We start from the raw sequence: 12,379 nt of genomic DNA on the forward strand, positions 1-12,379 counted from the left end.
GGCCGAGCGCTAGGTGCAGTCAAGCCGGGGTTCAGGGGCGTAGACGGTGTGGAACTTCTGCTTCCTGATCGTCTCGCCGTCCTTCTTGAAGATCCGCCACACGTCGATGGTGAACCCTTCGACGCCTCCCATGGGGATGCACTCAGCCCCTGACTCCTCCAGGGAGGGGAATCCGCGCACGTTGTAGCGTTGCGAGCTCTTCGACTCGATCTCGAATCGTTTGGTGCTCCAGAACTGGACGGTGATGGACGTGCGGGTGTGAGAGGTGTTGATCAGCACGCCGTAGGGCGAATCGTTGCGCCAGCGGAAGTCCGGCTGCGGATAGGAGACCGTGGACTCGCGTCCGGCGGGGTAGCGGGAGATGTAGTACTGGTGCGGGACGTGCTGCACGTCCTCGAAGCCGCCGAAGAAGACCGCGTTGAACATCGTCGTGGCGAACTGCGACACCCCGCCGCCCACGTCGTCGACGAACCGGTTGTTCAAGATCATGGGCGCCTCCACGAACCCGCGTGCCCTGTCGCGCCTGCCGACGACCTCGTTGAGGGAGAAGGTCTCGCCGGGCATCACCACGTGCCCGTCGACGATGTCGGCGATCCGGTGGATGTTGGTCACGCGGGGCGCGCAGCAGGGATGGCGGGTGGTGAAGGAGCTCACCTTCTCCTTGACGCCCAGGCGTGCCGCCTTCTCCGTGGTGAGCCTGGGCTCGGTCCTGCGCAGGGGCGCCTCGACGGTGCGGCCGCCGCTCGCCAGGGCGGCCGAGACCGCCTGACCCAGAGCGACCGCGTCCACGCCCATGCCCGCCCGGGAGGGCACCACCTCAAGGACGCCTGCGGCGACCCTGAACGTGGCGTTCCTCGGTCGCCGGTCCTCGCTCACGAGCTTGGCGTCGAGATCGGCGGCGAGGCCGGACGCGTCGAACCGGGGACCTAGCCCGCCCCTGTTGTCGGGAACGTAGCGCAGGCGCGCGGCGATCTGCTCGGGTGACAGCTCGGCCTTTCCCGTTCCGCTTGTGAGCGTGAGCGGCGCGGCCACAGCCCTGCGCGCACTCGTGGACACCGCCTGCCGTACCTTGTCCGCGCTCACCTGAGGGGCGACCTCGCGTACCGGCACGGTGACCGCGCCGCTGCCGGCCGGATAGGCCCGCCGTACGGCACGCGCGGCGCCTTCCTGGTCCAGCCGTCGCCCCGCCTTCGGGAGCACCGGCTCGGGCACCAGCCCGCGATAGGAGACGCCGCCTTCCCTGGGTTCTCTGTCGACTTCCCGGGCGACACCTGCCATGGCCGTCGCAAGACGCCGCTCGTCGACCGTGGTCACGGGGCCGATGTCCCGATGACCGAACAGCGAGCGAGCGACCCCGGCCGGTGTCAGGGAACCGTCCTGTGCGGCCGCGACGGTGCCCTCCGCGTCGAAGGCCAAGCCGAGCTCGTCCGGCTCGACGCGTACCTCGTCGTCTCCGACGTCCAGCGTGACGGGGACCGTCGCTCTGCCGGAGAGCTCCCGGACCAGCTTCGCCTCGGCGTCCTCCGGCGGCAGGCCACCGATGTCGACGCCCGCCACCCGCGTGTCGGGTGGCACCTCACCCGCCAGGGCGGCCGCGGCGACGGCGTAGGCGAGAGCGGGGACGAGGAGCAGCGCGAGCACGACAGTGATCAGGCGCCGCCTCCCACGGGGCATCCGGCGCAGAAGGGGCGACCGCATGGGGATCAGCTCGTCGAGACGCGGTGGATGGGGGCGTGAACGGCGCGGACGGCGTGAAGGCGATGTCTCCTACTCTTCATCGTCAGCCTCCTGGTCGAACAGCTGCCGGCAGCTCCCTGACCGACTACCCGCCAAACGAGTCGGCATGTCCGCGGTCCCACCCGCGAAGCAACACCAGGTGACAGGGGACCGTCCGGCGCGGCCCTGGACGATCAGGCGGCCGGTTCGCGCCGATCGTGGCTACCATGGGATATGGCCAGCGAGTCCCCTGCGGTGGCGCGGCGCCGTGAGCAGCTCCGCGACTTCCTGCGCACGCGCCGGGCGCGGCTCACGCCCGGCGACGTCGGCATGGTGGCGGTGGGCAGGCGGCGCACACCGGGGTTGCGGCGCGAGGAGGTCGCCGCGCTGGCCGGGGTCGGCGTGTCCTGGTACACCTGGCTCGAGCAGGGCCGTGACATCAACGTCTCGGTCGAGGTGCTCGACGCGATCAGCGGGGCGCTGCGCCTGACCGAGCCCGAGCGTGCGCACCTGTATGTGCTGGCCGGACTCAACCCGCCACGGATCGGCGGGGCCCGCGGCGCCGAGGTCACCCCCGAGCTGCGGCACCTGCTCGACGCGTGGACGCCGCGGCCCGCGGTGCTGCGGGACCGGTACTGGAATCTGCTCGCGATCAACGAGGCGGCGCGGGCGGTGTTCGGGTTCGACGACACCGACCACAACTGTCTGATCTCGTTCTTCACCAATGCCCGATATCGGGACATGCACGTTCATTGGGCGTCGGCCGCGCCGGTGGTCGTCGCCGCCTTCCGCGCCGCCGCGGCTCACGCTCCCGACGACCCGGAGTTCGGCCGGGTGGTGGACGATCTGAGCGTTGTGAGTCCCGAGTTCGCGCAGTTGTGGGCGCGCCACGACGTGGGTGTCCCTGTTCAGACGGTGAAGGCGGTGCACCACCCCGAGGCCGGTGACCTGTTCTTCGACATGACGACCCTGGCCGTGGTCGACCGTCCCGAGTGGTATCTGGAGCTGTACAACCCGCGGCCCGGCTCCGAGGCGGAGGATCGGCTCGAACGGCTGCTTGTCCGGCTCGCCGCCCCGGCCTGAGCACCCGCCGAGGGTGGTGGTGCGGCTCCCAGGTTGACTGCGCACTGTTTGTGCCGCGCGCCACCCGGCACGCTGAGTCCCATGACGCACAGCATTTCCCGATTCGACGACAAGATCGCACTCGTCACCGGCGGTACGAGCGGCATGGGCCTGGCCACCGCGCGAAGGTTGCTCGCCGAGGGCGCACAGGTGGTCATCACCGGGCGCGACGAGGCCCGGCTGGACGCCGCGGTCAAAGATCTGGACAGGGGGGACCGCGTCCTGGCGGTGCGCGGCGACGTGGCGAGCCTCCCTGATCTGGACGCGCTGATGGCTGCGATCCGGGACAGGTACGGGCGGCTGGATGTGGTCTTCGCCAACGCGGGCGTCGCCTCGTTCCAGCCGAACGGTGAGATCTCCGAGGCCGAGTTCGACCACGTCGTGGGCATCAACTTCAAGGGAGTGTTCTTCACCCTCCAGAAGAGCCTCCCGCTGCTGTCCGACCGCGCGGCGATCGTGATCAACGCGTCGTGGACGCTGCACCGCGGCCTGTCCGGCGCCTCCCTGTACGCGGCGACCAAGGCGGCAGTGCACAACCTGGCGCACACCCTCGCGGCCGAGTTGCGGGTCAAGGGGGTTCGGGTCAACTCCGTGAGCCCCGGCTACATCGAGACCGCGATGTTCCACGCCAACATCTCCGCCGAGGCGCAGGCCGCGGTCGTCGCCCAGGTGGCCGCCGGTCGGATCGGCACCCCCGAGGACGTCGCCGACGCGGTCGCCTTCCTCGCTTCCGACGAAGCGTCCTACGTCAACGGACAGGACCTGATCATCGACGGCGGCCTGGTCGCCGCCGCCTGACGACCTACGTACCAGTTCGGGAAGCCCTCGGCGGGGGCCGACCAGTCGATCAGCCACCACCTGGGCCTCCCGAACTCAGCCTTCCGGATGCAGCACGCGCTTGAGGAAAGAGCGGGTGCGCTCGTGCTGGGGGTCGCCGATCACCTGGGCGGGCGGGCCGTCCTCGACGATGACGCCGCCGTCCATGAACACCACCCGGTCGGCCACCTCGCGGGCGAAGCCCATCTCGTGCGTGACCACGAGCATGGTCATGCCCTCCTCCGCCAGCTTGCGCATGACGGCGAGCACGTCGCCGACGAGCTCGGGGTCGAGCGCAGAGGTGGGCTCGTCGAACAGCATCAGGTCGGGGTTCATCGCCAGGGCCCTGGCGATGGCCACCCGCTGCTGCTGCCCACCGGAGAGCTGGGAGGGGTAGGCGTCGCACTTGTCTGAGACGCCGACCTTGTTCAGGTTGTCCCTGGCGACGATCTCGGCCTCTTTGCTGCTCCGCTTCAGCACCCGCCGCTGCGAGATCATGACGTTCTGCAACGCGGTCATGTGGGGGAACAGGTTGAACTGCTGGAACACCATCCCGATGCGGCGCCTGACCGAGTCGATGTCCGCGTCGGGGTCGGTGATCTCGATCCCCTCGACGTGCACGGTGCCCTCGGTCGGCTCCTCCAGCAGGTTCACGCAGCGCAGCAACGTGGACTTGCCCGAGCCCGAGGGGCCGACGACGCAGACGACCTGGCCCGCTTCGACCGTGATGTCGATGCCCTTGAGCACCTCGTTCGCGCCGAAGTACTTGTGCAGCCCCTTGATCTCGATGGCGGGCGTCATCGGCCACTCCCCTTACGCTTCTCCAGCCGTGTCGCGAGATAGCCGAGCGGGACGGTGACGATCAGGTACGTCAGTCCCGCGACCATGATGGGCGTGGCGTTGGCGTACTGCGAGGCCAGGTCGTTGCCGAACTTGGCCAACTCGACGTACTGCCCCGAGACTCCGAGGAAGAGCACCAGTGAGGAGTCCTTGAGCAGGCTGACGAACTGGTTCGTGGTGGGTGGGATCACGATCCTGATCGCCTGGGGGATCACCACGGTGAACTGCGCCCTGGCCGCCGACATGCCCAGCGACCTGGCCGCCTCGGTCTGTCCCTTCGGTACGGCCTGCAGCCCGGCGCGGAAGACCTCGGCCTGGTAGGCCGCGCCGACGAGGCCGAGCCCCAGGATGCCCTGGCCGTAGGTGCCGCCGGGCACCTGGAAGCCGGGCAGCGCCAGGGGCAGGAAGGTGATCAACAGGAAGATCAGGAGGGCCGGCAGGCCACGGAAGATCTCGATGTAGATCGTCGCGATCCACCGGTAGGGACGCACAGGTGAGATGCGCATGAGGGCGAAGATCAGCCCAAGCACGAAGGCGAGGACGAAGCCGCCGATCGTGTAGATGAGCGTGTTTCGCAGCGCGATCGTGAACAGCTCGGGCAGCGCCTTCTCGGCCACGTCGCCCTTGGCGAAGTTCTGGGCGAGGCTCGCCCAGTCCACATACAGGAGCAGTGCGCCAAGGACGACACCCAGTACGACGTACTGGGTGCCACGAGTGATCTTCTGTTTCTTACGAGGGCTGAGCCGGGCACGGCCCGGCGCAGCCGCCACAGGCTGATCCGCCATGGGCTAGCCCAGCTCGCCGGGCTTTTTGCCGAACCACTTCATGAAGATCTGGTCGTAGGTGCCATCGGCCTTGGCCTGGGTGATCGCGTCGTTGATCGTCTTGAGCAGGACCGGGTCGGCGCCCTTCTTGAGGCCCATGCCGTACTGCTCGCCGGTGTCGAGGCTGGCCAGCAGCTCGAACTTGGCGGCGATCTCCGGCTTCTTCAGCCAGGTGAGGACCACGGGCAGGTCCTGGACGATCACGTCGGCCTGCCCCGACTGCAGAGCGAGCAGCTCCTTGGGCGAGTCGGCGTACTCGGTCGGGTCGAACCCGTTCTTCTTGACGTAGTCGAGGCCGGTGGTGCTGGCCTGTGCGCCCAGCTTGAGACCCTTGGCCTTGACGTCCTCGAGGGACTTGGCGCCGGTGCCCTTCTTGGCCAGCAGCGCCTGCGTGGCGTCGAAGTACGGCACGGAGAAGTCGATGTTCTGCTTGCGCTCGTCGGTGATCGTCATACCGGCGGCGGCCAGGTCGCACTTCTTCGCGGCCATGGCGGCGCCGCTCTTGATCACCGCGAAGTCGATGTCGACGATGTCCTGCGTCACCCCCAGCTTCTTGGCCGCCAGGTCGACGATGTCGACATCGAAGCCGACGACCTTGCCGCTCGCGTCCTTGAACTGGAACGGCTCGTAAGGGATGTTCGTGCAGGTGGTGAGCTTGCCAGGGTTGACGAGCTGCACGCCGGCCGCGCCCGTGCCGCCAGGGCTGGCGGTAGCGGTGGCGCCGCTGTCTCCTGAGCCGCCGCAGGCGGACAGCCCCAGGATGGCGGTCAGAGCGAGCACGCTGATGGTGTTCCTGCGGCGGCTCTTGGACCAGAGGGCCATGTCAGGCCTCCTCAAAGAGGTATGTCATGAATGTTGCATTTGGTGAAGCCTAATTCGCCCCGTGCGATGACCCGACAACAGAACCGTGTGCAGATCATGCGGTGGCCGCGTTGCACAGCGTAGAACACCTCGGTGCCGGCCGTCTGCGGGCGTGGACACCGCGATCACCACACCCGACGAGGCGGGGGCGCACGCCTGCTCGCCCCCGTGACGTGATGACCGCGCGAAGCCGTCCGGCTTCAGTAGGACCGCCCGAAGATGACGCGCTTGCCGTAGGCGGAGGGCGCGCCGCAGTGCACGCATGAGCCGGTCTCCTGCGCGGCGTCGAGAGGAACGCAACGCGGGGTAGCGGCGATCTTGGCCTTGATGTCGTTCTCACACGCGGGGTCGCCGCAGTGCAGGGCCAAGGCCCAGCCCGAGGTCACAGCATCGGTGAACGAGTCCCATGTGTCGACTGTCGTCGTGTGAGCGTGGCGGAAGTCGGTGGCCCGCTTGAGGAGGAAGGCCTGGAAGGCTTCCAGGACAGCCGGCATGTTCTCCGCGGCGGAGGCCAGCGAGATCGTTTGCTTGCCCTCATCACCGAGTCGTCTGACCATGACCACGGTGCCCGATTCGAGATCGCGCGGGCCGAGTTCGAGGCGAACGGGTACGCCGCGCAGCTCCCAGTCGTTGAACCGGAAACCGGGCGACAGCTGTGGACGGTCGTCGACGTGCGCGCGCACGCCCACGGCCTTGAGCCGCACCGCGAGGTCACGAGCGGCGGCCAGGGTCTGCTCACCTTGCTCCCCACGTCCGATCGGAACGATCACGACCTGGTACGGCGCGAGCCCGGGCGGTAGGACCAGGCCCTTGTCATCGCCGTGGGTCATGATGACTCCACCGATCATCCGGGTGGACATCCCCCAGGAAGTGGTGTGACACAGTTCGAGGCGGCCCGCCTCGGAGGTGTACTGGATGTCGAAGGCCTTGGCGAAGTTCGTGCCCATGTAGTGAGAGGTGCCGGCTTGAAGCGCCTTGCCGTCCCGCATCATGCCCTCGATGGTGAAGGTGCGCACCGCCCCGGCGAAACGCTCCCCGGCCGTCTTCTCCCCAGGCACGACCGGAATCGCCGCGATGTCGCGCGCCACCTCGGTGTAGAGGTCGAGGGCGAGCATCGTCTCCCGCATCGCGTCAGCCTCGTCGGCGTGCGCGGTATGGCCCTCCTGCCAGAGGAACTCCGTCGTGCGCAGGAACATCCGGGGCCGCAGCTCCCAGCGCACCACGTTCGCCCACTGGTTCAGCAGGAGCGGCAGGTCACGGTGAGAGGAGACCCACTTGGCCATCATCTCCCCGATGATCGTCTCTGAGGTGGGTCGGACGATCAACGGCTCCTCGAGCTCCTTGCCGCCCGCATGGGTGACGACAGCGAGTTCGGGGGAGAAGCCCTCGACGTGTTCCGCTTCGCGACGCAGGTAGCTTTCCGGGATCAGCAGCGGGAAGTAGGCGTTCTCGTGGCCGGTGTCCTTGATCCGCCGGTCGAGCTCTCCCTGGAGGAGTTCCCACAAGCGGTAGCCGTACGGTCGGATGACCATGGTGCCCTTCGCCGGCCCCCTGTCCACGAGCTGAGCCTTGGCGACCAGCTCGTTGTACCAGGCAGAGAAGTCCTCCCCTTGAGGGGTCACACCGCGTTCATCACGTCCCATGAAGGGAGAATAGCGTCGGCCACGGAGCTTGGTGTCGCCCATGGCTTCGCGAGGGATACCGGCGGGCCTGGCGTGGCGTCATCGAAGCGGTCGCGGCTGCCACCGGGCATTGACGGGCGCCGAGGCCAGGTCGCGGCATCGTAGTCGTCACTGCCGCCCGCCTCAGGGACTCCCCGCGGCAGGGCGAACATGGGCCGATTCAGAGGTGGAGGGCGAACTCCACCTGTGCCAGCGGCCGGCCGTCGCCGAAGTCGTGGTCGCGCAGCGCGCCCGTTTGCGTGAAGCCGCACTTGGTGTAGAAGCGCCAGGACTGCGGGGTGTCGTGCAGCGTCCACAGGTGGACGTGGTCGAAGCCGTCCTCCTTGAGCTGTGCCAGCGTGGCGGTCATGAGGGATCTGGCGACCCCGGTGCCCCAGCCGTCCGGGTGGGCGTAGAAGCTGTGGATCTCCGCCATCCCGGTCTCGGTCCGGGAGTCGCCGAAAGCGGACATGGCCAGCGGACGTCCGTCGCCCCTCGCCAGCATGATCGTGTCCTTGGCCTGAGCGAGGCGCTCGTGCCATTGGGTACGGCGGCGCCGTACCGCCTGCTCGGCGAAGTCCGTCGCGAAGAAGGGGGCGTAGGCGACCTTCCATGCCTCTGCGTGGATCTCGCCCAGCGCGTCCCCGTCGTCGGCTGTGGCCTGAGCAATGGTGAAGAGCATCAGGCCACCCTAGCCAAACGCGCACGCCTCTGATCATCGGCACCACCGGGCCGGGGAGCGAGTGGCTGGGCGGTCAGCCGGCGAGCTTGCTGGTCACCGTACGGGGGTCTGGAGCCTTGACCGACACCTTGGCGCCCCACGCGGTGTAGCGGCTGTCCACGGTGATGGTCCTGCCCTCCACGTCCCCGCGGTTCACCACCTCCGTGGCCCTGTACGAGCTCCGAACCCCGCTCACCAGCCCCGCAGAGGTCAGCCGCGGCCTATGAGCTGGTGAGGGCCTCGCCGTGGCCGTCGCGGTCGGGGCAGGTGCTCGCGCCGGTTCAGTCTTTCGGGCGGGCGAACAGTTCGAGGTGCGAGCACTCGACACAGCGGAAGGCGTCGACGATCCAGCGCGTCTTCCCCATCCGCCTGGCGCCGCCGAACAGCCCGCGCTCCAGGGGGCCCTTGATCCAGCGGGCGTACCCCTGAGAATGCTCGCCGGAGTCCTCGATGAAGCCAGGCTCGAGGTCCGCGCTGTCACATTGGGTGCATCGCATGCCCGTATTGTGCCAGTGCGGCGATCAGAGCAGACTCGGCGATCAACGTGGTGCCGAGGCCGGTCCCCGTTCCGGGCGTGGTCCGGGGCGACTGTCCGTACCTTCTGTACGGACAGTCGGCATGTCGCCCGTCAGCGGGCTCGCGAGCCGTACGGGAGCAGGGCCATCTCGCGGGCGTTCTTGACGGCGCGGGCGACCTGGCGCTGCTGCTGGACGGTGACCCCTGTGACGCGGCGGCCACGGATCTTGCCCCGGTCGGAGATGAACCTGCGCAGCAGGTCGGTGTCCTTGTAGTCGATGGAGTCGACGCCCAGCAGTGGATTCGCCTTCTTGCCCGGTGGGCGGCCGGTTCTCATGCGGTGGTCTCCTTGAGGTCGAGTACGAAGGCGAACGGGTCGGGGTAGTTCGCCCAGACGTCCGATCCGGCCAGCGACTCCTGCTCGGTGAGCAGGCAGGAGTCCAGCAGCGAGAGGATGCGGTCCTGGTCGAGGTCGGGGCCGGTGAAGACGAGATGCTGGACGCGGTCACCGAGGATGTCGTTCCAGTCCAGGGTGGCGGCCATCCTGCGGGCGGGGGAGACCAGCTCCCAGGCGGCCTCGGGCAGGGCGACCAGCCATGGCCCTGCGTCCTCGATCGAGACGACGCCTGCCACGGCGTCCCAGGCGAGCAGCCGGTCGTGCCGGTTGGCCAGCCAGAACCGTCCGCGGCTGCGGACGGTCTGGGTGACCAGCTCGTCCACGGCGTCGAAGAGGCGCTGGGGGTGCAGCGGGCGCAGCCGATGCCAGACCACGGTCGAGATCTCCCCCGTCTGCGCCTGGCAGGGCAGCTGGGCGGTGGCGGGGTCGACGCGGGCGGCGAGCATCTCCACGTCGACTCGCCGACCGGTGACCTCCGGCAGCGCGAGGACGTCTGCCGGGGTGGTGGGCACGAGGTGGCCGAGCACCGTCAGGGCGAGCTCGATGTCCTCCTGGTCTGCGCCGGACACGACGATGCCGGTGGCGTATTCGATCTGCCTGGTCAGGACCTCGGCCAGGTAGCGCTCGTCGTCGGCGGCCGCGCGCTTGCCACGCGTGGCGAGCCGCTCGTCGCAGCACAGGTCCTCGGTGAGCCCTTCGGCGTCGACCGCGGTCAGCACGCCCGTCACGCGGAGGGCGTGCGCCGCGTCCTCATGCCAGGCGAGCGCCTCGGCGACGGTTCTGGGCTCGACGGAGTCCCACAGCTCCGCGATGAGCAGCGGAGCGCTCCCCGCCGCCCTGGCCAGCAGCTCGGGGATCAGGTCTTCGCGTACGGTGCAGGTGACGCAGCCGTGCGCGAGCCGTACGTGGTGCCTGTCGAGGACGCCGGAGGCGTCCCTGACGATGCGCTCCACCCGGCCGGCGCCCACCTCACCCAGATCGTGGTGGACCGCCACCGACCCGGGATGCTCGGCGAGCAGACGATCGACGAGCGTCGAGCGCGCTTCGGCGTGCAGTCCTGAGACCAGGACGACGGGGACGGACATGTCAGCTCCTCTCAGGGGGTGATGAGGCCGCGCTGGTAGGCGCGGACCAGACGGCGCGGCACCAGCAGCCGGTCGCCTCCGATGACCAGCGGGACCAGGTCGGGGGCGGACGCCTTCCACTGGGAGCGACGATGGCGCGTGTTGGCGCGGGAGGTCCTGCGCTTGGGAACGGCCATGGCTACCAGCTCGCCTTCGTGATGCCGGGCAGCTCGCCCCGATGCGCCATCTCTCGGAACCGGATCCGTGAGAGCCCGAACGTGGTCAGGTGGCCGCGGGGGCGGCCGTCGACCGTGTCGCGGTTGCGCAGGCGGGTGGCGCTGGCGTCGCGCGGCTGCCTGCCCAGCTCCCGTACGGCTGCCGCCCTCTCCGCAGGGGTGCCGGTGCGGATGGCCTCCTTCAGCTCCGCCCTCCTGGATGCGTGGCGGGTGACGACGACTTCGCGCCGCCGGTTGGCTGCGATCTTGCTCTTCTTGGCCATCAGACCCTCTCTCCGCGAGCTCGGATCCGTGCCACGGCGGCTTCGACGCCGATCTTGTCGACGGTCCTGATCGCTCGGGCGCTCAGCGTCAGCCGGACATGTCGGCCCTCGCTCGGCAGCCAGTAGCGCCGGTGCTGGATGTTGGGGTTCCACCGGCGGCGGGTGCGCCGGTGGGAGTGGGAGACGTTGTTGCCGAACACCGGCTTGGCGCCGGTGAGCTGGCAATGGGCCGCCATCAGTTCCTCCCGTGACGCTGGTCGAATCGCTCGACGCGGCCGGCGGTGCCGAGTACGCGGTAGCGGGGGCAGGCTGGGCCCGCGGCCGGATCGCGGAAGGCGACCGGGTGGCAGCCGAGGTGGACGCCCCTTCTCATCGGTCCTCCCTGAACAGCACGTGCCGCCGGATGATCGGGTCGTACTTGCTGAGGGTGAGGCGGTCGGGATCGTTGCGGCGGTTCTTGCGGGTCACGTAGGTGTAGCCGGTGCCCGCCGTCGAACGCAGCTTGATCACCGGTCTTACGTCGTTTCTGGCCAATGCCACAGCTCCTCTGTCTGGCCGGGTCCTGGCATGATAACGAAAACGGTTTTCATTTGCGAATGACGGAGCCGGTTAGCGGGGGATTGCCGCAACCACGGTGTGGGGGCTCTTGAAGAACGTCGCCGCCTGGATGAGCGCACGCGAAATGGGCTCCGGCGCCCACAGGGTCGCCGCAGCCGGACCGGGCCGACCCGGTCAAAGAGGCGCGGGACCCGCTAGCGCCACTGGCTGAGGACGTGGTCGATCAGAGCGTGGAGGCGGTCATCGGCGTGCGGGCCCAGGTGCAGGAGGCGGCGGTAGTAGATCGGGCCGTACAGCAGCTCGACGATCAGCTCCAGGTCCGCCTCGGCGGACAGCTGCCCCTGCCGCTGGGCGGAGCGGAGCCGGTCCGTCGCGACCGCGACACGCGGCTTGATCAGTTGCTCGACGAGGTCGCGGGCGAGGGCCTCGTCGTGCTGGGTCTCCGCGATGAGCCCGAGGTAGGCCGATCCGGTGCGCGGGCTGGCCAGGAAGTCCAGCACGGCCGCCGTCTGCGTGCGCAGGTCGGCGACGAGGTCGCCGGTGTCGGGAAAGGTGGTGGTGGTCTGCGCCAGCTCGCCCAGCGCCTCGAGGATCACGGCGCCCTTGGTGGGCCACCAGCGGTAGATCGTCTTCTTGCTCACCCCGGCTCGGGCGGCGATGGCCTCCACGGTCACGTTGCCGTATCCGCGCTCCGCGCTGAGATCCATGGCCGCGGCCAAGATCGCCTGGTGGCTCTTCTCGCTGCGTCGTTGGGCATTGGGTGCCATCATCACGCCGCGCAGCT

At 68.9% G+C, this 12,379-nt stretch carries 18 protein-coding genes; 2 read left to right on the top strand and 16 right to left on the bottom strand.

Annotated features, from left to right (window positions below):
- Positions 1-9: 9 nt before the first annotated feature.
- The gene (locus ABFX55_RS48120; protein WP_346130775.1) at positions 10-1,641 is read right to left on the bottom strand and encodes a VanW family protein; all 1,632 of its coding nucleotides are present in this window, start codon (positions 1,639-1,641) and stop codon (positions 10-12) included.
- A 309-nt stretch (positions 1,642-1,950) separates the two neighbouring features.
- On the opposite strand from ABFX55_RS48120, the gene ABFX55_RS48125 reads away from it, so the two are divergent.
- Positions 1,951-2,799, top strand: a complete 849-nt coding sequence (locus ABFX55_RS48125) for a helix-turn-helix transcriptional regulator (RefSeq protein WP_346130777.1) — start codon at positions 1,951-1,953, stop codon at positions 2,797-2,799.
- Between the two features lie 81 nt (positions 2,800-2,880).
- Positions 2,881-3,636 (top strand): glucose 1-dehydrogenase, encoded by a 756-nt coding sequence (locus ABFX55_RS48130; protein WP_346130778.1) that lies wholly within the window; start codon positions 2,881-2,883, stop codon positions 3,634-3,636.
- A gap of 75 nt (positions 3,637-3,711) precedes the next feature.
- Here ABFX55_RS48130 and ABFX55_RS48135 read toward each other — a convergent pair whose 3' ends face one another.
- The 15 genes from ABFX55_RS48135 to ABFX55_RS48205 all read right to left on the bottom strand — a co-directional run bounded on the left by ABFX55_RS48135 (position 3,712) and on the right by ABFX55_RS48205 (position 12,365).
- Entirely contained in the window at positions 3,712-4,455 is a 744-nt protein-coding gene (locus ABFX55_RS48135; protein WP_346130780.1) for an amino acid ABC transporter ATP-binding protein, read from the bottom strand.
- Positions 4,452-5,153 carry an amino acid ABC transporter permease gene (locus ABFX55_RS48140; RefSeq protein ID WP_346130782.1) on the bottom strand — a complete coding sequence of 234 codons (702 nt, stop codon included), beginning with the start codon at positions 5,151-5,153 and terminating at the stop codon, positions 4,452-4,454. Before ABFX55_RS48140 ends, ABFX55_RS48135 begins: the two co-directional genes overlap by 4 nt.
- 129 nt (positions 5,154-5,282) lie before the next feature.
- Positions 5,283-6,140 carry an ABC transporter substrate-binding protein gene (locus ABFX55_RS48145; protein WP_346130784.1) on the bottom strand — a complete coding sequence of 286 codons (858 nt, stop codon included), beginning with the start codon at positions 6,138-6,140 and terminating at the stop codon, positions 5,283-5,285.
- A gap of 239 nt (positions 6,141-6,379) precedes the next feature.
- Positions 6,380-7,822, bottom strand: coding sequence for a proline--tRNA ligase (proS, locus tag ABFX55_RS48150; RefSeq protein WP_346130786.1), 1,443 nt, complete (start codon positions 7,820-7,822; stop codon positions 6,380-6,382).
- 199 nt (positions 7,823-8,021) lie between these two features.
- Positions 8,022-8,522 (bottom strand): GNAT family N-acetyltransferase, encoded by a 501-nt coding sequence (locus ABFX55_RS48155; protein ID WP_346130788.1) that lies wholly within the window; start codon positions 8,520-8,522, stop codon positions 8,022-8,024.
- A 73-nt stretch (positions 8,523-8,595) separates the two neighbouring features.
- Positions 8,596-8,718, bottom strand: a complete 123-nt coding sequence (locus tag ABFX55_RS48160) for a hypothetical protein (protein WP_346130790.1) — start codon at positions 8,716-8,718, stop codon at positions 8,596-8,598.
- Positions 8,719-8,842: 124 nt separating this feature from the next.
- Positions 8,843-9,058 (bottom strand): hypothetical protein, encoded by a 216-nt coding sequence (locus tag ABFX55_RS48165; protein WP_346130791.1) that lies wholly within the window; start codon positions 9,056-9,058, stop codon positions 8,843-8,845.
- A 131-nt stretch (positions 9,059-9,189) separates the two neighbouring features.
- Positions 9,190-9,414 (bottom strand): 30S ribosomal protein S18, encoded by a 225-nt coding sequence (gene rpsR, locus ABFX55_RS48170; RefSeq protein WP_346130793.1) that lies wholly within the window; start codon positions 9,412-9,414, stop codon positions 9,190-9,192.
- Complete coding sequence (locus ABFX55_RS48175; RefSeq protein WP_346130795.1) at positions 9,411-10,559, bottom strand: CobW family GTP-binding protein; 1,149 nt, start codon at positions 10,557-10,559, stop codon at positions 9,411-9,413. The genes rpsR and ABFX55_RS48175 overlap by 4 nt, the downstream gene beginning before the upstream one ends.
- An 11-nt stretch (positions 10,560-10,570) precedes the next feature.
- Entirely contained in the window at positions 10,571-10,735 is a 165-nt protein-coding gene (rpmF, locus tag ABFX55_RS48180; protein ID WP_346130797.1) for a 50S ribosomal protein L32, read from the bottom strand.
- Between the two features lie 2 nt (positions 10,736-10,737).
- Positions 10,738-11,037, bottom strand: coding sequence for a 30S ribosomal protein S14 (rpsN, locus tag ABFX55_RS48185; protein ID WP_346130799.1), 300 nt, complete (start codon positions 11,035-11,037; stop codon positions 10,738-10,740).
- Positions 11,037-11,273, bottom strand: coding sequence for a 50S ribosomal protein L28 (gene rpmB, locus ABFX55_RS48190; RefSeq protein ID WP_346130801.1), 237 nt, complete (start codon positions 11,271-11,273; stop codon positions 11,037-11,039). Before rpmB ends, rpsN begins: the two co-directional genes overlap by 1 nt.
- On the bottom strand, positions 11,273-11,410 hold the full coding sequence (locus ABFX55_RS48195) for a hypothetical protein (RefSeq protein WP_346130803.1): 138 nt from the start codon (positions 11,408-11,410) through the stop codon (positions 11,273-11,275). Before ABFX55_RS48195 ends, rpmB begins: the two co-directional genes overlap by 1 nt.
- A complete protein-coding gene (rpmG, locus tag ABFX55_RS48200) occupies positions 11,407-11,571 on the bottom strand; it encodes a 50S ribosomal protein L33 (protein WP_346130804.1) in 165 nt (54 codons plus the stop codon). Before rpmG ends, ABFX55_RS48195 begins: the two co-directional genes overlap by 4 nt.
- A 218-nt stretch (positions 11,572-11,789) precedes the next feature.
- Positions 11,790-12,365: a TetR/AcrR family transcriptional regulator gene (locus ABFX55_RS48205; protein ID WP_346131482.1), complete on the bottom strand. Its 576-nt coding sequence runs from the start codon at positions 12,363-12,365 to the stop codon at positions 11,790-11,792.
- Between the last annotated feature and the right edge of the window lie 14 nt (positions 12,366-12,379).

The organism is Nonomuraea roseola, assembly GCF_039535395.1.
GTDB classification, from domain to species: domain Bacteria; phylum Actinomycetota; class Actinomycetes; order Streptosporangiales; family Streptosporangiaceae; genus Nonomuraea; species Nonomuraea roseola.